This is a genomic window from Priestia sp. TRN 1309 (assembly GCF_050846875.1).
GTDB classification, from domain to species: Bacteria; Bacillota; Bacilli; order Bacillales; family Bacillaceae_H; genus Priestia; species Priestia zanthoxyli.
This window is the reverse complement of sequence record NZ_JBOZGM010000002.1, coordinates 612698-632613: the sequence shown is the minus strand read 5'-3', so window position 1 is coordinate 632613 and position 19916 is coordinate 612698. Positions and strand designations below refer to the sequence as shown.

The window sequence follows — 19916 nt, the reverse complement described above, 5'->3', positions numbered from 1 at the left end:
CACATATTCTTTATAACTATTTTACATAGCGCCTATGCATATACTGATCTATACAGCGCATAAGATGTAACATGAGCTGCTTTTCCTAATGCAGTTCGCAAGGAGGTGACAACGTGAAATTTCTTTCAGGTTTAACGACTCTTCTTGTGATTTTAGGCGGTTTAAATTGGTTAGCTGTAGCATTAGGCGTGAATGTAGTAGAAGAGCTATTTGGCTCTTGGGATTGGTTAGTAACAACGATTTATTGGTTAGTTGGCCTGTCTGCTCTTTATCAAATTTTTGATAAGTTCTTCGGAACGGGAGCAAGTGTCAAAAGCAAAGCGCTATAATAAATATTATTTTTTATTATCTCTTTAGGGGGTTTGAATGTATATTCAAACTCCCTTTTTCATGGATAAAAGACGTGACATCTTTACAAAATACGGTAAAATAAGGTAATAACCAAAAAGTAGGAGGGATGAGATGGAGCTTTGGGGTGTAGTACCTATCTTAGTGTTTGGAGTTCTTTATATAGGAATCATTGCTGGTATGATAGCTGTTATTGTTATAGTGTTAAAGCGAATGAAAGAGAGAAATCAATATTTACGTGAAATACGGGATGAACTGAGAAATCAAAACAAGATAACTATAGCAGAAAATAAAGAATAGAAGAGGGTTTAATAGATGAATAAAAGTGTACTTCCTATCTTTTTTATCGTAAATCTTTTTTTTATTTACTGTTTATTATTTAATCAAGGATACATCTTTCAACTAAAGAATCTACCTTACATATGGGCTATTTATTTACTTATTGGCACCCTTTTAGCTTTTTATTATATGCTGCGATACAAACAAAAAAGAGACGGACAGGTGCTGCTTTCAATCGGTATTTTGACTACAAGCATTAGTTCACTTGGCTGTTTGGGTTTCTTTTATTTCTTTTATCGTGCAATGGGTGGATAAGAAAGAGCACCAAAAGCAGAGACTTCAGTGAAAGTCTCTGCTTTTTATATGGAAATCTATTGTATAATAGAAAAAAAAGAAATGGATGCAGGAGGGGAAATATGCGAATTGTTTCGCTTTGTCCAAGCAATACAGAACTAATAGCGTATTTAAAATGTGAGCATTTGCTCGTAGCAATTGATGATTATTCCGATTGGCCGCAGTCTATTCAGAGTCTGCCGCGTTTAGGTCCCGATTTATCTATTAATATGGATGCGGTGGAAGAAGCCAAGCCAGATTTAGTCCTAGCTTCACTAAGCGTTCCTGGAATGGAGCGAAATATTGAAGAACTTAAAAAACGAAAGATACCTTACGTCGTATATAATCCTAATTCGCTAGAAGATATCCGTCAAAATCTACAGGATTTAGGCCAGCGATTAAATATTGAAACAAAAGCAGCTGAACTGTTAGAGCGGTATGATCAGTTTCTTTCTACATATAAAGGAATGGCACGTCAAATCGAAAAAACCACTGTATACTGGGAATGGTGGCCAAAACCCGTTTTTACTCCTGGAAAAGCAAACTGGCTGACCGAAATTAGCGCGTTAGCGGGAGGAGAAAATATATTTGCTGATCACAAAGAAGCAAATGTACAGAGTGATTGGGAAGAAGTGCTCAAACGAAATCCACATCACGTGTGTTTGGCTTGGGTAGGCGTACAGACAAACAAAGTAAATCCAACGATTTTACACAAGAGACCGAACTGGTCTGACATGCCGGCCATAAAAGAACATCGTGTATATGTACTAGAAGAATGGCTGTATTGTCGTCCTTCACCCCGATTGCTGTTAGGGTTAAAAAAACTCGCGCCGCTTCTTCATCCAGATACGTTTCCTGCATTTGACGGTAAGGACCCTTTATTATAAGAAAAAGGAGCGATACATATGAAAGATATTGAACAAATAAAACATACCCTTCAACACCGCTATCCTTTTTTACTTGTTGATCGCATCTTAGAGCAAGAAGAAGGAAAGCTTGCTGTAGGAATTAAACAAGTAACAGCAAATGAACCTTTTTTTCAAGGTCACTTCCCGGACTACATGGTAATGCCTGGTGTACTTATTGTGGAGGCTCTTGCTCAGCTCGGCGGATTTGCCATGGCTACGGATGACCATCAAAAAGGAAGACTTGCTTTTTTAGCAGGAATAGATGAATGTCGCTTTAAGCGTCAAGTAAGGCCAGGAGATACACTACGCTTAGAATTTGAGATTCTTAAGCAGCGCGGAAAGATTGTAAAAGGAAAAGGAAAAGCATTTGTAGGCAGCGAATTAGCTTGTGAAGCGGTCATTACCTTTGCTCTTGATGTATAATACAAACGCCTTTGTAAAAAAGCAGCTGATGTTAGTAAGATGAAAACGACCGATGTAAAAAAGGAAATAATTCAGGATAAAGCGTAGCGAGAAAACCGCCTTATGTCGTAAAAGCGGTTTTTTATGAATACCTTTTTACCTTTTGATAAAAGAAGAAACGGGGTATAGAAGAAAAAAGGGAGAGGGGAGAATGCAGTGAGAACATTAACGGAAGTTGTTGTATTACTCACACTATTGGGTACGTATATAGGCATCTCACTACTTGTCTACAAACGGAAAAGAACGAATCCGTTTTTCTACAGCATTTACTTTTATTTAGCTACCAGCGTCATTTTGATTTGCTTGGTTATCTTTTGGCTTCAGCTTCGTTTTGGACTCACTGATAAGCAAGTAGGAGGATTGCTTATCAGTGTGGTGGCATTCTTTTTACTTATTTATGGTTTGTTAAAAACAAGACAAAAAGACAGGTAGCCGGTGCTATCTGTTTTTATTTATATTTATGTTATATATTTTTATCAATTGTAGTGTCAATTCAATACATCTCTTCATATAATAAAGATAACAGCTTTCTTTTGCAGGTTAGTTGACATCGCAGCTTATAACTCGCTATTCTTTTGATAATTCATTTTGTGAAAGGAAGTGGACGTATGGATGCATCCCGCATTATAGCTAAGTTAGAAAACCGGATGCCGACAATCCTTGGGATGGAGCAGTTCTCCCGCTTCGGCATTCTTGTTCCGCTTATTGAAAAACAAGGGGAACTACAAGTTTTATTTGAAGTAAGAGCGCTCGATTTACGTAGACAGCCCGGAGAAATTTGTTTTCCAGGAGGGCGTGTTGAAAAGACGGATGCAGATGAAAAAGAAACGGCTATCCGTGAAACCTCTGAAGAGTTAGGGATTACACCCCAATCTATTCAGCACGTACAAGCTTTAGATTATATTGTTTCTCAATTCGGAACAATCATTTATCCTTATGTAGGTTTCATTGATGAGTCGCTTGAACTTCGACCGAATCCTTCGGAAGTAGCAGAAGTATTTACCGTGCCTCTTTCTTTTTTTCAGCGTACCGAACCTGATATACACAATATTAATTTCAGAGTAGAACCCGAACATAATTTTCCTTATGACGCGATTATTGGTGGTGAAAATTATAATTGGCAAACAAGAGAGATGGAAGAACATTTTTATTACTATGAAGATCGAGTCATATGGGGACTGACAGCAAAAGTAATTTATCATTTAATACATGTATTAAATGATAAATAAAAAGCAGCGAATACGCATTCGCTGCTTTTTTATATTAAATAGATTGAATAGCTTCTGTGATAGGTGTATCACCTGAAACTAAATCAAAAGAACGTCCGAATGTATGATCTTCACTTAACGTTTCTACTACCACACGCGCGACATCTTCACGAGGAATGGATCCGCGCTCTTTGTTCTCACCGGCATCTACACGTCCTGTTCCTGGTTCGTTTAACAATCCGCCTGGACGAACAATTGTATATGTTAATCCGCTTGCTTCTAAGATTTTATCTGCATAATGTTTGGCTACATAGTAAGGAATTAGTGAAGTATTCCAGTTTTCACGGTGATGTGCTTGAAGGGCGCTTACCATCACAAATCGTTTAATTCCTAAATCTTCTGCAGCTTCCATCGCTTTTACTGCTCCATCTAAATCAATTAAAAGTGTCTTATCATGACCTGTGCTGCCGCCTGATCCTGCGCTAAAGATAACGGCGTCACAGCCTTTCATCACTTCCTTAATTTCATGCACAGTGCCTTCTAAGCTTGCAAAAGCCGTTTCTACACCTCTTGCTTCAAGCTCTTTTGCTTGTTCTTCTTTACGAACCATCGCACGTACAGTGTGCACATCACTTTCATTCAAAATGTTTACAATATGTTTGCCTACTTGACCATTCGCACCAATTACAAGAACTTTCATGTCTAAATTTGCTCCTTTCAAATCCAAATACTTATATATTATTGTTTCATATTCACCGTTTTCATTCAATGAATGAGCTCAAAATCCGGTGAATAAGGGGAAAGTAAGAAAATATATTAAAAAAATGAAAAACAAGAAATAAAAACTAATTTACAAACAAAAAAAGGAAAAAAATAGTTCATTAAACCCAGTGTCTGAACTGTTTAAATTTTGTAAATTTTTCTCAAACCCTTGGTAATACAACACTTCTTAAAAACAGTATCTCTTTTAACATTTCCCGATACAACCTATATAAACACATTTTGATAATTTTAAACTTTTACTTCGGAAAAATTTTTTGTTATTATGTTTTAGTCATTAAAATATTCACGAACGAAATATTTAGTCCGAGCGGACAAAGGAGAGGATAAAATGAACACATTACAATACTTAGTCGCAGAACGTGCAGAGATTTCTCCTCAACATGAAGCACTAGTTGAACATAATGAACGTTATACATTTAATGAATTTCATGAAAAAGTAAATCAATTGTCTCATTACTTCTTAGAGAAAGGAATTCAAAAAGGAGATCGTATTGGTATTTTAGCTCATACAAGCATTGCTTACCCAGTTGTTACAATGGGAATTTTACAAGTGGGAGCAGTCGTTGTTCCATTAAGTAAGAGCATGACACCTTATGAGCTTGATAGCATTATTACAAGCGGACAGTTAAAAGCGATTATCCACCACAATGAATTTACGTCTGTATTAGAAAAAGCGGAACAAACGGCTGGACTTAGCTTTACGTTAAAAATTGAGGATGCAAAAGAATTTACAACTCAATTCTCAGCGTATAACACAAACACACCAGAAGCACTTCCTGAAGTACTTCCTGAAGATTTAGCATTAATGATGTTTACATCAGGTACAACAGGTAAATCAAAAGGATGTATGATTGCACACGGATCGGTAAGTGCCTTTTTAAACTCTGGCGGACAGGAAGAACGTGCAAATATTGATAAAAGCATGCGCTATTTATTTGTTCATCCATTCTTCCACATGAGTTCGATGAGCATTTTATTTATGTGCATTAACACAGGAAACACAATGGTATGTTCTGAAGAAACAGATCCAGCTAAAGTAATTGAGGTAATTGAAAAAGAAAACATTAAAATGCTGTTTGCACTACCACCAGCATTAAAATACATCGTAGAAGAGCTTGAAAAAGGAGATCACTATGATTTCCCTCTAAAACTTGCTGTGTCAGGCGGAACAAAAGTATCAGAGTCTTTAATCGAACAATATGACCGTAACGGTATGATTTTAGCTCAAGGATACGGAAGCACAGAAGCTTGGATTATCAGTTCATGGCATCCTCAAATGGGATGGAAGAAAGTAAGCTCAGCTGGGAAACCGGCTCCACATGTGGAAGTTAAAATTGTAGACCCAGAAACACGTCAAGAAGTTCCAACTGGAGAAAAAGGTGAAGTGCTTGTACGAAGCCCTTATCTATTTAAAGGCTACTGGCAAAACGAAGAAGCAACAAACGCTGTCTTACAAGATGGCTGGTTAGCGATGGGCGATGCAGGTCGATTAGATGAAGACGGATTTCTTTATATTGAAGGACGCTATAAAGATGTAATTGTATATGGAGGAGACAACATCTACCCAGATCAAGTAGAAGAAGTTGTCCTAGCAGCAGACGGTGTGTTAGAAGCGACAGTTGTCGGCATGCCTGATGATGTGTACGGCGAAGTTCCATATGCATTTGTTGTTAAACAAGCAGCGTCAGCTCTAACTGAAGAAGACGTAGTGAATTTCTGTAAAGAACGATTAGCACCATATAAAGTGCCAACTGTTGTATTTGTTTCATCACTTCCTAAAAACAGCGTAGGAAAAGTGTTGAAAAACGAAGTGAAAAAACAAGCCTTAGCACACGCATAATAAAAAAAGCGGCCTTTATAGCCGCTTTTTTTATATTTATTGCTGTAATTTTTGAGATATTTTTTTCATAATGTGAAAGTATTGATCTCTTTCTTCTTCTGATAAGTGTGAAAGTAAATCTGACCAAAAATCGACACGAGTAGCTTGCAATATTTCGACAACTTTTTCGCCTTTTTCCGTCAACTCTACCCACACGCTTCGGCGGTTTTGCTTTTTATATATACGATTCACAAGCTCATCATCTTCTAATTGATTTAATACAATGGTGATAGCACCGGGTGAGAGCCCAAGTACTTTTGTGATATCGCTAACAATACAGCTTTTTTTATCGTGAATCGTCTTTAAGATTGCCTCTTTTGTTGAAGTTAAATGGTAGGGAAGCAAATCATATTTCTCACCGATTACGGTGTTTTTATATTTTAAAAGAGCTTCTTTTACATGATCTATACTTTCTAGCTGATGACTAATCTCTTCTTTGCTATAACGTTCAGTCAAGCGTAAATCCTCCTCATAAAACAAATTCCATTTTTACCATTATACCATGTATAATGCCCATAGAAAAATGAACAACACCGCGAAAATTGTCAGAAAAATTTTAAAATAATTACCATAATTCGTTAAAAAATCCTTGTTTTCGTGCTATTATATATAAGAATAGTAATAACAGGAAACGCATACAACATTTGTTTTCTATTGAGTTCATAAGAAAAAATGGGGTCTATGAACATCATTCCGCTTTACCTCATGTGTTGAATAAAGAAAAAAATATAAAAAATGGTGAGTATTCACTTTGGCAGATCGTCTTTTATAAGATGTTTGTATAAAATGAATGTATACATATTTTTATAGAAAAAACATATTGAGGTAAAGCCGAGATATGGGGGGATTCAATTACATGAAGAAAGTCTTAGGGGCGCTCTTGCTTGGCGCGACAATTGTTAGTGCGTTTATTGCGTACGGCATGTATACAAATCATTCCGCAAAGCAAACAGCTGCGATAGAACAAAAACAAGCGGCTAAAAAACCAGAAAAAAAGGCTGAGAAAAAGAAAAAGCCAGTCCTTAAAGTCGAAGAACTGACGTATCAGTTAAAAGATTCCCGTACAGGAGAAGTAATGAAAGAATTCAAGCCGGTTCATTACAAGGATAAAGGTGTATATGATCAAGAAATTAAACAGTTAGCGTCTGAGCTGGCAAAAGGGATCGATACACCTATGCAAAACATAAAAATAGATGAAAATGGATCGTTGACTGGCGGATCCAAGCAAATCATCTTAAAAGAAGCAGAACTTGTTAAAAATCTGCAGAACTTAAATACGAAACAATTGGAGGTAAAGGTTCCAATATACGAAACCGCTCCAAATGTCACGGCAGCATCTGCTCAAGGGATCGCCGATGTATCATTAGCTTCGTATTCTACACGTTTTCGACCAAGTGATACAAGCAGAAACAGAAATGTTCAGCTATCAGCAGAAGCAATTAATAACGTTGTGTTAGGACCAGGAGATTCATTTTCTTATAATCAAACAGTTGGGGAGCGCACAGCAGAAAGAGGCTATCAGCCTGCTCCTGAAATTATCAATAAACAGCTGGTGATGGGAATTGGCGGAGGTATTTGTCAAACATCTTCTACGTTATTTAATGCGATTGACGGCGCTGGTCTTCAAGTGACAGCTAGGTCTCACCATTCAAAACATGTAGGTTATGTACCTGCGGGAAGAGATGCGACCGTATCGTGGGGAGGACCTGATTTTAAGTTCACAAACAACAAAGATTATCCTGTCATCATTAAAGCATATGCAAACGTAAATACAGGTGTTTTAACGGTAGATGTTCGTACTTCACAGCGTGCTATCTAATAAAAAAAGACGTATCCTAACAGATACGTCTTTTTTTCATTTATTATGCTTTTTGTTGCTCGCGTTCACGAAGTTCCACACGTCGAATTTTACCTGAATTAGTTTTTGGTAATTCATCAATAAATTCAATTACGCGAGGATACTTGTAAGGTGCAGTAAGAGTTTTTACGTGATTTTGCAGCTCTTTAATAAACCCTGTATCTGTTGTTTTTACATGATCAACAAGAACAACATACGCTTTTACTACATGGCCGCGATCAGCATCTGGACTAGCTACAACGGCACATTCTTTCACTGCTGGATGCTTAATTAACGCATCTTCAACTTCAAACGGCCCAATTGTATAGCCGGAACTGATAATAATATCATCTCCGCGTCCTTGGAACCAGTAATAGTTCTCTTCATCTTTAGAAGCGCGGTCACCTGTTAAATAGTAGTTTCCTTTATACGTTTTCTCAGTGCGCTCCATGTCTTTATAGTAGTGCTTGAAAAGAGAAGGGAGGTCTCTACGAACGGCAATGTCTCCAACTTCTCCAGGCTCACAAGGCTCGCCGTCTTCATTAATGATTTCTACAAACCCTTCAAGCATTGGTTTACCCATTGAACCAATCTTCGTTTTTACACCTTTTAAGGTACCAATCAAAAGGGTATTTTCCGTTTGGCCGTATCCATCACGTACTTGGATATTAAAATATTTTTTAAACACATTAATTACTTCTTCATTTAGCGGTTCTCCGGCAGATACAGCGCTATGAAGGTGAGACAGGTCAAAACGTTCAAGTTCATCAATTTTAGCCATAAAGCGATACTCTGTTGGCGTGCAGCACAGTACGTTTACTTGTTCATCCTGTAAAATTTCTAAAAACTTTTTAGGTTCAAAACGTCCGTTATAGATAATGCCTGTTGCACCTTGTCCAAGTACAGATAAAAACGGAGTCCAAATCCATTTTTGCCAACCAGGACCTGCTGTTGCCCAGACCGTATCGCCTTTTTTAATATCTAACCATTCAGCAGCAGCGATACGAAGGTGAGCATAAGCCCATCCATGAGTATGAACAACGCCTTTTGGCTGTCCTGTTGTACCAGATGTATAAGGAAGGAATGCCGTATCATCCTTAGTTGTGTTAGCTGCTTGGAACTGTTGTGATGCATCCACTGTAAGTGACTCTAAGCGCGTCCACGACGTAACATCAGCACCAAATGTAATTTTATGTTGTAGAGAAGTAGGGAAGTTTTCAATCTTATCGATCTCATTGCAGAAAGGATGGTAAGAAATAATCGCTTTTGCTTCAGCGTGATGTAAACGATATTGGATATCTTTTGCGCGTAATAGTTCTGAAGAAGGAATTACAATAATACCTGCTTTTAAACATGCTAAGTAAATAGCATACGATTCAATAAGGCGAGGTGCGATAACCAACACGTGATCGCCTTTTGTTAATCCTAGCTCCGTTAGCCCGTTTGCCACCTTATTTGCTTTTGCTAACAGCTGGTTATATGTAATTTCCTCACGCACACCGTCAGCGTCCTGCCACTTTAGCGCAAGCTGATCGGATGCATATTTTTCAATTTCCTCTGTTAAGTTGTAATGTTCACTTGGAACTAAATCTTTTAGTTGAATCATAAAAACGACTCCTTATATTATAGATATCAATGATTTTTTATCATTACTATTATTATATTACTAACTATTAGTACTTGCTACTAATTTGTTTTGGGTTTTAGTAAAAAAGCAAAAAAAGACCCGCTTGTCTTATTACGACAGCGGGTATAACATATGTTATTTAAATAAGCTCCATTTTGTATGAATAGGTACTAGCTCTTCTTCAGACTCGTCCTCTTCGTATAAACCACGTTCTTTTAAGTATTCCACAAAATATAAGTCTGCTTCCTTACGTTCATCATAAGGCTTAATCGATAAAACAAACCCTACTTTATGCTGATCTTCATTTTCAACGCCTGAGAGATACGCTTTTACATTATGCTGCAAGAATAGCTCTTTAGCGGGAATAATTAAGTCCTTGACGAACTTCGACAGTAATTCTAACTCAAAGTCGAAGGTGAACTTAGCAATTTTTTCTAGATCTGCAAATACCACGCCGATAAAACTCGTATTATGTATTTCGTAGTCTTCCGTTTTTTCATCCCATTCAATATGTCCGATTTCCTTTAAGTAATTAATAAAATACCCAATGCCTTCATCGCGGCCAAAAGGTTGTTTAGAAAGAACCAAACCGATCTTTTTGTACTTGGGCAGATACACGCATGAGATAGCGGCTTCAACTTTATGCTGTTGAAATAAGTGCGTTGCCCCTTGAAGCAAAGCATCTAAGACATGATGGGTAATTTTCATTTGTTTACGAGGAAAGTGATATTCGTTGCGTGCTAATTCATCTGTATCAGCAAACGTTGCTCCAATAAAGCCTGTATTGGATAGGGTAGGAGGGAGCTTCTTTCTTTTTCTTTTTCGTACCGTCATTCAAAAACACTCCTTGTGATCATCAATACGATAAAAAATAAATCGAACATATGTTCTTATCTAATGATACAAAAAATGTGTCGAAAAGTAAAGAGAAGTTAACGGAGAATTTGAAATTTTATAATAAAAGTAGCTAATGATCTTAAAACGCAGCGGTCATTAAAAGGTGGAAAAGAAGAGGGGGAGCAAAAAAATAAAAGGCTGCAGATGAAAAGCATCCACAGCCTTTTATATATTCATTAACGAGCTTCTGTTAAAGCTACCATATCTTCATCATCTAAATCGATATCTACGTGACAATCCATTGTGTGAATTGTTTTATCTTCATGATTTCCATAATAAATTGTAATGTTCATGAGTATCGCTCCTTTAAAACTGGATAATGACATCCAATTTATACCGTCATCTATTTGTTTAATATTATACCCGATGAAAAAGGAAACTACAACTAAAATCACTAAAAAGCTGATAGGAAAGGGGTTTATAGTGATTTTAACAAGGAATTAGGTAGAATAAAAATGCTTATAACTGTATTTTATTACAGAAAATACGAGGTTTTTACTTTTGTTGATGAATAAAAATCCATTTAATGCAAACATATGTACTAAATGAAAAATATACGTTCAGTAGCAAATAAATCCTTAAGATATTAATTACAAACAGATTTCATCGTTTTGCAAAAGGTTCATTGAGAATACGATGAGAAAAAATGAATGAGTGTAAAATTTAATTTATATAAGTCATTCATTTTTCAAACTCTCTAAATATAATCTAAACATCAATCGAACTGATCAATCCTAAAAATAAACTGGTGAAATTCATATGTATTTCTATAAAATCATATCTGCAATTGTTCAATTAGAACAAATCTTGTTGCTAATTAGTTTAGTGAGTTAGATCATATAAATACGAACCCTATCTCATTTTTAAATTCTGTCTCATTATCATAAGTATACTTTTATGATGAGACAGAATTTGTGTTTTATCAATTGGTTCCTAGAATATATATTATGTAAACTAGAAAAAGAAATAAAATCGTTAGGGTCTCCCTTGCTCTTAGATCCTTGGAATACTTTGCTTTTCCTTTAAAGTGTGTAGGTTCCTTTTAAATCAGCTGTTTTTTGCTTTCGGGATTTTAATTTTCGGGTTGTAAACAGAACTCTTAAGAATCTACTGAATGACGCGCTTAAGGTCAAATGAATTAAATTATGTACAAGCTATGGATTATATCTTAGAAATGGTTAAAATAGCCGCTCACTTAATCGCAATCGCCTGAATACGCCAGTACGTATCATTTTATATGTAATTAAGTAATGCCTTATGGTTTATCCTAGAACTTTACAATTTCGTGTAATTCGTATAATAAGTTTAAGGTCGTTATGAATCAATGTGATATTAATGAGATTGTAATTAGTTGATTTGATGCAGAATCGAAAAGAAAAAGGAAAAAGAACGAATTCTTCCCCTCCATCCGCTTGACATACAAACTTTTCAAGTTACTAGTTTCAAGGCTTCACTCACTAAGGTATGTTTCCTAATCGTAGTCATGAATTTTATCAAATAGCCCAAATTTATTTCTTTTGTAAGTAAACAATGGTGATTCATTAAGAATACAAACTGATTGAACATTAAGTGAAAAATAGCACGTGGTGTAACCAGAACACCATGTGCTATTTTTAATTATTTCGTTAATCCGCAAAAACCTGAATCATCCACTTCCTGCATACCATTATCTAGCGCGTACCGAACTTGTGAACACTTCCATAAAGTTCTACTAAATCCAGAAGGGTTTTCCTTCTTTTCCTCTGCCACTTTTTTCTGTGTTTCAGTAGGTAATTTTGGAATAAGATAAGCCGCTGCTTTTTCTTCTTCTACCATGACGGGTGTTACTTTAATGAATAACCCATCTTCGGCAATAGACTTTTCTTCATCTTCGGCACGATCACGTTCACTTTTTTCTTCCGCTTTTCTAGTTCGTTCTTGCTCCTCTTCTGCATGTTTCGCGATAGCTGCTGAATCTTCCCACAATGGTGCTTCTTCTTCAGAGGGAACAGTCTTGTCTTCTCCTTGTAGGGAGGATTCTGAAGAATAATGATCGCTCTTTGATTGTTCCTTTTCTACTGAATTACTTTTAGGGTGTTCTGTTGCGGACCCATGGGCATTACCTGCAGGAATGTTTCCTTCTTTTGATGAAGGTGTCTCTTGTTTATACGTTGGAGACTGCTCCGCTACATGAGTTGAATTAGTTTTATTGTTGGTTGTTTCTTCTTTTTTAACTTTCTCTCTCTCTGTTTGGTCCGATGACGTAATTTCTTTTTTTGCAGTATTTGATTGATTTTCTTGAGATGTTTGCGCACCTTCCCCACAGCCTGCCAAAAATCCTAGTGTTAAAAACGGAAGTGCCAGTAAGCGTTTCATCTTCATAACAAGTTCCTCACCTTCTTATTCATTGGATGATTGACTTCAATGCAGCGAACTACTTAAGTTCGTACCTACCTTTGTTTCGTTTGCTTTATAGGTTGGATCAGGTGTTTTTAGACTTCGCATCTATTTTTTATATAAAGGAAAATCAACTGAAATTCACTTGCATATAAGCTTATTCTAAGATGAATTTATAATTATATTTTTCCGCAACATTAACTAATTGTTGCATCTGCTCTGGAGTTGGACCTTGGAAATCTGGTAGCCCAGAATCTTTTGGAACTTGTAAGCCTAATTCTTTTACAAAGCTGTCAAATTTAGCTGGTGATGCTGTGACAATCATTTCTCCACCGTCAATTCCGGCCTCAAATCGATGTGGAATTCCTTTAGGAGCAAAAACGTACTCGTTTTCATTTACCTCAAAGATTTCATCACCTACAAAAAATATAAATCTCCCTTTTTTTATATAAAAAGTTTCATCTTCATTTTCGTGGACATGCAAAGGAGGCCCCATTTTGGGAGGTTCTACAAGGTGAACAACTGAAAAGGCACCATTAGTATCTTCTCCTGAAGCTAATATCGTAATTGTCTCTTGCATAAAATGATACGTATTTTGGTCATTTGGAATTCCGTGTAAAGGTTTGATTACTATATTTTTTAACTCACTCATAAATTATCCCTCATTTGTAATTTAATTTTAAAGGTATTCATCTATCATCTAAAAACCTACTACAGTATTAGTAACCATCTACCGTAACATCAGTAATTGACCCATCACTAGGACTTACTTGATACCAACCTTGTGTAGCTGTATGTTCCTCTCCTGTATCTTCATTATCCACAACATTTTCATAAACATGGATAATATAGTTTCCTGAGTCGTCAAGGTGATCGTATTCTACAAGAAGAGGTGAATCTTCAGATATGCCTTGTTGGTCACGAACTAGCTGGATAGCTTGCTCTTGGGAAACTGTTTGTTCGGCTGGTTCCTCTTCCTCAAGGGTTTCTGTATCTTCTTCTTGCTCTGTTTCTGTTTGCGCCTCATCTTCTGAATCAGCCTGAGCTTCTTCCTCATCCGATTTTGCCTGAGCTTCCTCTTCCTCCTGCTGTTTCTTCTCTTCTTCTGCTAAACGTTCTTCCTCCGCTTTGCGATCTGCTTCTGCCTGAGCTTCAGCTTCTGCATCAGCCTTGGCCTGCGCCTCTTCTTCTTTTTGTTTGTCTTCTTCTAGCTGCGCGTAGTAATCATCTAATTCTTTTTCCATTTGCTGCTGTTCAAGGTCTGATAATTGCTTTTGTTGTTCTTGTATTTGGTTTTGAAGCAAAGCAATTTGTTCTTCTGAAGCATTATCAACAAAATTGATGTTTTCTACATAATCGCCACTGGCGTCAAAATTAACTTCCATCATACAAAAAACATTTTGCTCTTGATTAATCCCGTAGTAAATATACTGATTGTCACCTACTTGGATATACTGATAACCATTCATTACGTTTAATAAGTAATCGCGATCAGCTTCTTTAGAATTAACGGCTTTTTTAATGGTTGATGCTTTTGTTTGTAATGTATTTGGCGATGATTCTTTTACAGCCGTTTTGTTGCCGTTTTCTTTCGTATGAACCGCTGTTGATTTCTCTGCAGACTCTTCTTTTTGCGATACCGTTTCACTGGACTCATCACTACACCCTGCTAGCAATACGGCTAACAGCGGAATACCAAAAGCAACTTTCAACATTTTCATAGACTATTATCCCCTTTTTTTATCTTTTTTTAGGTTTTATATAATTCTAAAGAACTATAAAACCTTAGGGGTTATTATACCAAAATTAAGAAAATATAAGAATATTTTCTTGTTTGATTTATGGTATTTTTTTAAAAAGATTATCTTTTTATGCATAAAAAAACACAAAGCCATGTACTTTTCATAACACGGCTTTGTGTGTTCGTAATCGATGTTAATGATGAAATCCATTGTCGTATTTCGTGTCTTTAAGAACAGGTCTATCCAATGAGTTAAGAAATTCAACGGCTTGTTTGAAATTAACCATAAATAAATGAGCAAGGTCTCTTGAAAATCCATTTCTAACAACAATGCGCATGATTGTGATTTCTTCCATGTCTGCTGGGAGTGGATAAGCAGGCACTTGCCATCCATACGTGCGCAATTGTCTAGACAGGTCATAAAGAGTCCAGTTTGGCGTGTATCCTTCTTTTAGTTTCCAAGCAAGAACTGGGATATCTGAACCATCGGCGATAATTTCGAATGCGTCCATTTCTCCAATTTCTTTGCTGAGAAACAGCGCGTTTTCTTGGGAGGTTTTTTGCACGGCATAATAGCCCTCTTTACCTAAACGTAAGAAATTGTAGTACTGTAAAAGGACTTGTGCTCCTGGTCTAGAGAAGTTAAGTGCAAAAGTTGGCATGTTGCCTCCTAAGTAAGAAACGCGGAAAATAAGATCTTCAGGCAAGTCTTCTTTTTCTCTCCAAATCACCCATCCTAAGCCAGGATAGACTAAACCGTACTTGTGTCCCGATACGTTAATGGACTTTACTCGCGGCAAGCGGAAATCCCAGATAAGGTCTGGTTGAAGAAACGGAGCGATAAAACCTCCAGAAGCAGCGTCTACGTGGATAGGAATATCTAATCCTGTCTTTTCCTGTAACTCATCCAATGCTTTTGCGATAGCAGCAATTGGTTCGTAAACTCCTGTATATGTGACTCCAAGAATCGGTACGACACCAATTGTATTTTCATCAACCGCATTAATGACGCCTTCTGCATCTAAATAAGGATGATCTTCATTAATGTTCACATAACGAGGCTCTACGTCCCAATAGTTTGCGAATTTCTCCCATACCACTTGAACGGATGAACTAAATACAATGTTCGGCCGTTCTGTTGATAGCCCTTTACTTTTACGCAGTTTTTGCCAGCGTCTTTTTAACGCAAGTCCGCCAAGCATACATGCTTCAGATGAACCCGTAGTTGAAACGCCCATCGTTGTATCTGGATTAGGAGAATTCCACAAATCCGCTAAAATACGTACGCATCTCTCTTCAATAGCCGCTGTCTGCGGATACTCATCTTTATCAATCATATTTTTATCAAAAGATTCGCCGTACAAACGCTTTGCATCAGGCTCCATCCACGTAGTAACAAAGGTAGCTAAATTTAAGCGGGCATTCCCGTCTAAAGCAATTTCGTCATGAATGATTTGATAAGCTGTTTCGGGAAGCATACCTTGATCACTAATACGAAGCCTTGGAATCGTCACTTCTCCTTGTCGAGAAAAAAGCGGATTAACAGGAAATTCATCAGGTAAATTTTTTTGTTCACGATGCGGATGCCATTGAGGCATAAAGTATCATCTCCTTATGTATATCTAACAAATTTCTTTACGTTCCACCTGGTGTTGTAACAAGCAGGTCTCCTTTAAACATTATGAGCTTTGAAACCTATTTTCATTCTTTTCATTATTCGCAGCACGTAAGTACGAACTTTATTTAATAATACCCATGAAAATAGTCTTATCAAACTCAAAAGGTGTAAGATATGGTAATATATTCTAAAGGAGGTTTTTAGATGGAGAAACAAGGAATTATTTTGCAAGACAAGTTTTTCGAATTAGGTGAATCTCCTATTTATAATGAATCACAAGACATTGTTGGAAATGTCGCATATAAGTTATCTATTGCTAATAAATTTGAGATTTTGAAAAACGAAGAGATCGTGTTTACAGGTAAATCTAAAATGTTTGCCCTTATGCCAAAGCTGATTATTTCAGATCACCACGGAAATGAAGTTGGAATGATTCAACGGAAATTCACTTTTTTTAAAAAGAAGTATCTTTATATTAGAAACGACGGCGATACATATGAAATTACGGGGAATATAACAGATCGTAAATTTGACGTTTTACGTTCCGGCGTTCCTGTCATTCAAGTCCGCACACTTTCTTCGTTTCTGTCATTACGTCCGCACACGTTTGCTTTAGAATTTCTTGAACCTGATCTTGATAAGTGGGAAGGAATTGCGGTTGTACAAGGTGTAAGGATGATGGTGAAAGACGAAAACAGCAGTACAGCTACTGCTCCGGCTCAATAGTGGTTATAGAAGGTTATATGATATAAAAAACGAACAAACTTCAATATAAAGTTTGTTCGTTTTTTAATTAAGGGCCGAATACTAACGTACCGATGACATGGTAGCCAATTGGTACAAGAAACAAGATGATATTTAAAATAATCGCCCATAGACAGAGCTTGTCTTTTTTTATAAAAAAACCAATAATTGCAGGAACAATCATGAGCGGAACTAAAAAGATAGGAGCTACAATAGGCAGTCCTTGAAGTTTTTCAGCCGCAATAAGTCCTGTAAAAAAGTTAAGGATCAATAAAGTATTAATAATAACATATAAAAGTGAAATTCCTCCAAGAACCCCACATATTATCCCGCTTTTAGTTGTTTTAACAGTAGCATCCACGTTTCTATCACCTCATTTTTTAGAAATATAAGTAAACTATACTATAATGTGGTTTTTATTGTAAAGGTAAGGTATGGAGAAAAAGCACTGTAGCAATTGCTACAGTGCTTTTTTATAAACAGTGCATTTTTTGCTCTGCTTCTTTCCAAGAAACCGTATAGCCTTGTCCTTTTGCACAAAAGACAGAGGATGAGCTGTATTCCGGATCTGCCTCTTTATTGTAGCGGATTCGTTCAATAACTTCTTCTTCATTATGACAACGTTCATACCCTCCGAATAATAGAGACATCGCTCCTTTTCCGTGCGTAAAAGATGCTAGCGTCGAACCGTAGTTCATAAAAGTAGCAACAGGAACTTTCCCTGTAATAATCGCTTTGTTTTCGGTTGTTACAGGAGAATCAAAGCGGCCGTGCGCGCTTTGAACATCAGCTAATACCCTCCCCATTTGATCAATATCCACTTTAATTTTAAAGTCATAATACGGTTCTAGCACAATATTTTTGGCTTTTTCTAACCCTTGTCGTAATGCTCGGTACGTTGCTTCTCTAAAATCTCCACCGCTTGTATGCTTGTTGTGAGCTCGTCCGGTACATAACGTCACTTTTAAATCAGTAATAGGCGACCCCGTTAGCAAACCGTGATGCGGCTTTTCAAATATATGCTGACGGACTAGATTTTGATACCCAACGGATAAATCATCGGCGTGACAAGCATTTTCAAAGGTAATTCCGCTGTTTCGTTCCGCTGCTTCTATTTTCAAGTGAACTTCTGCATAGTGTTTCAACGGTTCAAAATGCCCGTAGCCCATCACTGTATTTTCAATGGATTCTTTGTACAAAATTTCTGGTTCTTCAAACTGTACGTTTATATTAAAACGTTCTTTTATCAGTTTTTCAAGAACTTCAAGCTGAATGGCTCCCATCACATGAATATGAAGCTCTTGAGTCCTTTCTTCCCACGTCACATGTAAAGAAGGATCTTCGGCATCTAATAGTTGAAAAAGTTTAATTCCTTCTTTTGGATGAACAGAAGGCTCAAAAACAACTTTTGATTTTAACGTAGGCAAAAGTTCGTAGGAGCGGCTTTCTTTTAACGTTCCAAGACCGTCTCCAACGGATGCTGAAGTCAATCCTGTAACTGCAAAAAGTTCGCCGGCTGAACCTTCATTTACGTTTTTGAATGTGCTTCCGTTATAAGCACGAATTTGAGTGATTTTTTCTTCGTATAGCTCTCCGTTTTTTTCATAAGCCACTTCATCACGCACTTGCAGTGTCCCGCTTAGAGCTTTGATAAACGTGATGCGCATGCCGTTTTCATCGTGCCGAATTTTATATACACGCCCTGAAAATGCTTCTTCCTGCGAGTAGTGAGTTTCTGATAGCAAATCGAGCTTTTCTAAAAAACTTTCAATACCGATGTCTTGCAAAGCTGAGCCACAAGCACACGGGAAAATCTGATTGGCTTGAATAAGCTTTTGCATAGCCGCTTTCCAATAAGCTTGATCATTCTTGCCTTCCATAAATGCATCTAAAAACTCTTCATCTTTTTCAGCTGTAAATTCAATAAGTTCCTCACTTAACGAGCCGTCTACAAGCTCTGAAGTTATGTCAAAAACATCAGGGGTTAAGTTATGTTTAATATCATTTATAACACGTTCAGGATCTGCTCCTACACGATCGATTTTATTGATGAAAAAGAATACGGGCACACGATGTTTTTGAAGCAGCTGCCAAACCGTTTCTGTATGCCCTTCGACTCCCTCGACTGCGCTTAAGATAACAATCGCATAGTCCATCACTTGAATAGAACGTTCCATTTCAGGTGAAAAATCGACGTGGCCAGGCGTATCAATTAAATAATAAGTAGAACCGTTATATGAAAAAGTGCCTTGATCAGCAAATACCGTAATGCCCCGTTCTTTCTCAATCGTATGAGTATCAAGAAACGAGTCTTTGTGGTCAACTCTTCCTCGCTGTTTAATACTTTTTGTGTGGTAAAGAAGCTGCTCGGAAAACGTAGTCTTCCCTGCATCCACATGCGCTGCAATACCGATTGTTTTGTTGAATTGTTTCATTATTAAATACCACCTTACTGCTGTATGTATAGCTGTTATTCTCTATTTTATAATAATCGTAAGAAAAAGTGGACGACAAAGGCCCAGAGCTGCTTACATCAAAAAAGAATGCGTGATTAAACATCGCATTCCTTTTTTGTACGGTGTTTGATATCTTTTTTGCCTTTTGCTATAAAAATAGCTGCTATAAGGCATCCAATTCCAGCTAAATGCATGATGTTATTACCTGTTGCGCCTAGACTGTTACTAGTCAAACCAACTAAAATACTACCAAGTATAATCAATAAAACAGCAAGCATGAACTTCATTTTTTCACTCTCCGTTAGCGTTAGTAAGTTATTAAATATGATTTGCATATGAATCATATAAAACAGTAAGTAGTACTAGATATTCAATTGCGAATGTATTAATCAACATCTAGTTAACCATAATATTATTATG

Annotated in this window: 21 protein-coding genes; 10 read left to right on the top strand and 11 right to left on the bottom strand. The window is 36.9% G+C overall.

The features are described from left to right. Positions 1–113: 113 nt before the first annotated feature. The 7 genes from ACRPLQ_RS10550 (at position 114) to ACRPLQ_RS10520 (ending at position 3559) form a co-directional block, all read left to right on the top strand. Positions 114–329, top strand: a complete 216-nt coding sequence (locus tag ACRPLQ_RS10550; protein ID WP_013057146.1) for a DUF378 domain-containing protein — start codon at positions 114–116, stop codon at positions 327–329. A gap of 133 nt (positions 330–462) precedes the next feature. Then, a complete protein-coding gene (locus ACRPLQ_RS10545) occupies positions 463–648 on the top strand; it encodes a hypothetical protein (protein ID WP_034266296.1) in 186 nt (61 codons plus the stop codon). Positions 649–663: 15 nt separating this feature from the next. Further along, a complete protein-coding gene (locus tag ACRPLQ_RS10540; protein ID WP_048020820.1) occupies positions 664–942 on the top strand; it encodes a hypothetical protein in 279 nt (92 codons plus the stop codon). 101 nt (positions 943–1043) lie between these two features. Further along, on the top strand, positions 1044–1847 hold the full coding sequence (locus ACRPLQ_RS10535; RefSeq protein ID WP_048020818.1) for a cobalamin-binding protein: 804 nt from the start codon (positions 1044–1046) through the stop codon (positions 1845–1847). Between the two features lie 18 nt (positions 1848–1865). Continuing rightward, positions 1866–2291, top strand: a complete 426-nt coding sequence (gene fabZ, locus ACRPLQ_RS10530) for a 3-hydroxyacyl-ACP dehydratase FabZ (RefSeq protein ID WP_033579045.1) — start codon at positions 1866–1868, stop codon at positions 2289–2291. 195 nt (positions 2292–2486) lie between these two features. Continuing rightward, complete coding sequence (locus tag ACRPLQ_RS10525) at positions 2487–2762, top strand: hypothetical protein (protein WP_014459988.1); 276 nt, start codon at positions 2487–2489, stop codon at positions 2760–2762. 176 nt (positions 2763–2938) lie between these two features. Beyond that, positions 2939–3559, top strand: coding sequence for an NUDIX hydrolase (locus ACRPLQ_RS10520; RefSeq protein WP_033579046.1), 621 nt, complete (start codon positions 2939–2941; stop codon positions 3557–3559). A 34-nt stretch (positions 3560–3593) separates the two neighbouring features. Here the strand turns inward: ACRPLQ_RS10520 and ACRPLQ_RS10515 are convergent, their stop codons facing one another. After that, positions 3594–4238 (bottom strand): SDR family oxidoreductase, encoded by a 645-nt coding sequence (locus ACRPLQ_RS10515; RefSeq protein ID WP_028413280.1) that lies wholly within the window; start codon positions 4236–4238, stop codon positions 3594–3596. A 411-nt stretch (positions 4239–4649) separates the two neighbouring features. Here ACRPLQ_RS10515 and ACRPLQ_RS10510 point away from each other — a divergent pair, with 411 nt between their 5' ends. After that, positions 4650–6161 carry a class I adenylate-forming enzyme family protein gene (locus ACRPLQ_RS10510; protein ID WP_033579047.1) on the top strand — a complete coding sequence of 504 codons (1512 nt, stop codon included), beginning with the start codon at positions 4650–4652 and terminating at the stop codon, positions 6159–6161. Between the two features lie 36 nt (positions 6162–6197). On the opposite strand, the gene ACRPLQ_RS10505 is transcribed toward ACRPLQ_RS10510, so the two are convergent. After that, on the bottom strand, positions 6198–6656 hold the full coding sequence (locus tag ACRPLQ_RS10505; RefSeq protein WP_013057155.1) for a MarR family winged helix-turn-helix transcriptional regulator: 459 nt from the start codon (positions 6654–6656) through the stop codon (positions 6198–6200). A 400-nt stretch (positions 6657–7056) separates the two neighbouring features. On the opposite strand from ACRPLQ_RS10505, the gene ACRPLQ_RS10500 reads away from it, so the two are divergent. Continuing rightward, entirely contained in the window at positions 7057–8019 is a 963-nt protein-coding gene (locus ACRPLQ_RS10500) for a VanW family protein (RefSeq protein ID WP_033579048.1), read from the top strand. Between the two features lie 43 nt (positions 8020–8062). Here the strand turns inward: ACRPLQ_RS10500 and mbcS are convergent, their stop codons facing one another. The 6 genes from mbcS to ACRPLQ_RS10470 all read right to left on the bottom strand — a co-directional run bounded on the left by mbcS (position 8063) and on the right by ACRPLQ_RS10470 (position 16276). Then, positions 8063–9643, bottom strand: a complete 1581-nt coding sequence (gene mbcS, locus ACRPLQ_RS10495; RefSeq protein WP_432235956.1) for an acyl-CoA synthetase MbcS — start codon at positions 9641–9643, stop codon at positions 8063–8065. 156 nt (positions 9644–9799) lie between these two features. Then, the gene (locus ACRPLQ_RS10490) at positions 9800–10498 is read right to left on the bottom strand and encodes a hypothetical protein (protein WP_165636083.1); all 699 of its coding nucleotides are present in this window, start codon (positions 10496–10498) and stop codon (positions 9800–9802) included. 1680 nt (positions 10499–12178) lie between these two features. Further along, entirely contained in the window at positions 12179–12922 is a 744-nt protein-coding gene (locus tag ACRPLQ_RS10485) for a hypothetical protein (protein ID WP_034266315.1), read from the bottom strand. Positions 12923–13094: 172 nt separating this feature from the next. Then, the gene (locus ACRPLQ_RS10480; RefSeq protein ID WP_048020802.1) at positions 13095–13589 is read right to left on the bottom strand and encodes a cupin domain-containing protein; all 495 of its coding nucleotides are present in this window, start codon (positions 13587–13589) and stop codon (positions 13095–13097) included. Between the two features lie 67 nt (positions 13590–13656). Continuing rightward, positions 13657–14658: a hypothetical protein gene (locus ACRPLQ_RS10475; protein WP_224980144.1), complete on the bottom strand. Its 1002-nt coding sequence runs from the start codon at positions 14656–14658 to the stop codon at positions 13657–13659. Positions 14659–14872: 214 nt separating this feature from the next. Then, positions 14873–16276: a glutamate decarboxylase gene (locus ACRPLQ_RS10470; protein ID WP_033579053.1), complete on the bottom strand. Its 1404-nt coding sequence runs from the start codon at positions 16274–16276 to the stop codon at positions 14873–14875. Positions 16277–16500: 224 nt separating this feature from the next. Between ACRPLQ_RS10470 and ACRPLQ_RS10465 the strand changes: the two genes are divergently transcribed. After that, positions 16501–17022, top strand: a complete 522-nt coding sequence (locus ACRPLQ_RS10465; RefSeq protein WP_098999351.1) for a hypothetical protein — start codon at positions 16501–16503, stop codon at positions 17020–17022. A gap of 67 nt (positions 17023–17089) precedes the next feature. On the opposite strand, the gene ACRPLQ_RS10460 is transcribed toward ACRPLQ_RS10465, so the two are convergent. The 3 genes from ACRPLQ_RS10460 to ACRPLQ_RS10450 all read right to left on the bottom strand — a co-directional run bounded on the left by ACRPLQ_RS10460 (position 17090) and on the right by ACRPLQ_RS10450 (position 19783). Continuing rightward, positions 17090–17401 carry a hypothetical protein gene (locus ACRPLQ_RS10460; RefSeq protein ID WP_165636088.1) on the bottom strand — a complete coding sequence of 104 codons (312 nt, stop codon included), beginning with the start codon at positions 17399–17401 and terminating at the stop codon, positions 17090–17092. 112 nt (positions 17402–17513) lie between these two features. After that, entirely contained in the window at positions 17514–19475 is a 1962-nt protein-coding gene (locus ACRPLQ_RS10455; RefSeq protein ID WP_425205532.1) for a GTP-binding protein, read from the bottom strand. Between the two features lie 116 nt (positions 19476–19591). Then, entirely contained in the window at positions 19592–19783 is a 192-nt protein-coding gene (locus ACRPLQ_RS10450; RefSeq protein WP_165636089.1) for a hypothetical protein, read from the bottom strand. Between the last annotated feature and the right edge of the window lie 133 nt (positions 19784–19916).

Bases quoted from the DNA above. Each gene is read 5' to 3' on its own strand.
- ACRPLQ_RS10545 (WP_034266296.1), top strand. From the start codon at position 463: ATGGAGCTTTGGGGTGTAGTACCTATCTTAGTGTTTGGAGTTCTTTAT.
- ACRPLQ_RS10540 (WP_048020820.1), top strand. From the start codon at position 664: ATGAATAAAAGTGTACTTCCTATCTTTTTTATCGTAAATCTTTTTTTT.
- ACRPLQ_RS10535 (WP_048020818.1), top strand. From the start codon at position 1,044: ATGCGAATTGTTTCGCTTTGTCCAAGCAATACAGAACTAATAGCGTAT.
- fabZ (WP_033579045.1), top strand. From the start codon at position 1,866: ATGAAAGATATTGAACAAATAAAACATACCCTTCAACACCGCTATCCT.
- ACRPLQ_RS10520 (WP_033579046.1), top strand. From the start codon at position 2,939: ATGGATGCATCCCGCATTATAGCTAAGTTAGAAAACCGGATGCCGACA.
- ACRPLQ_RS10515 (WP_028413280.1), bottom strand. From the start codon at position 4,238: ATGAAAGTTCTTGTAATTGGTGCGAATGGTCAAGTAGGCAAACATATT.
- ACRPLQ_RS10510 (WP_033579047.1), top strand. From the start codon at position 4,650: ATGAACACATTACAATACTTAGTCGCAGAACGTGCAGAGATTTCTCCT.
- ACRPLQ_RS10500 (WP_033579048.1), top strand. From the start codon at position 7,057: ATGAAGAAAGTCTTAGGGGCGCTCTTGCTTGGCGCGACAATTGTTAGT.
- mbcS (WP_432235956.1), bottom strand. From the start codon at position 9,643: ATGATTCAACTAAAAGATTTAGTTCCAAGTGAACATTACAACTTAACA.
- ACRPLQ_RS10490 (WP_165636083.1), bottom strand. From the start codon at position 10,498: ATGACGGTACGAAAAAGAAAAAGAAAGAAGCTCCCTCCTACCCTATCC.
- ACRPLQ_RS10485 (WP_034266315.1), bottom strand. From the start codon at position 12,922: ATGAAGATGAAACGCTTACTGGCACTTCCGTTTTTAACACTAGGATTT.
- ACRPLQ_RS10480 (WP_048020802.1), bottom strand. From the start codon at position 13,589: ATGAGTGAGTTAAAAAATATAGTAATCAAACCTTTACACGGAATTCCA.
- ACRPLQ_RS10475 (WP_224980144.1), bottom strand. From the start codon at position 14,658: ATGAAAATGTTGAAAGTTGCTTTTGGTATTCCGCTGTTAGCCGTATTG.
- ACRPLQ_RS10470 (WP_033579053.1), bottom strand. From the start codon at position 16,276: ATGCCTCAATGGCATCCGCATCGTGAACAAAAAAATTTACCTGATGAA.
- ACRPLQ_RS10465 (WP_098999351.1), top strand. From the start codon at position 16,501: ATGGAGAAACAAGGAATTATTTTGCAAGACAAGTTTTTCGAATTAGGT.
- ACRPLQ_RS10455 (WP_425205532.1), bottom strand. From the start codon at position 19,475: ATGAAACAATTCAACAAAACAATCGGTATTGCAGCGCATGTGGATGCA.
- ACRPLQ_RS10450 (WP_165636089.1), bottom strand. From the start codon at position 19,783: ATGAAGTTCATGCTTGCTGTTTTATTGATTATACTTGGTAGTATTTTA.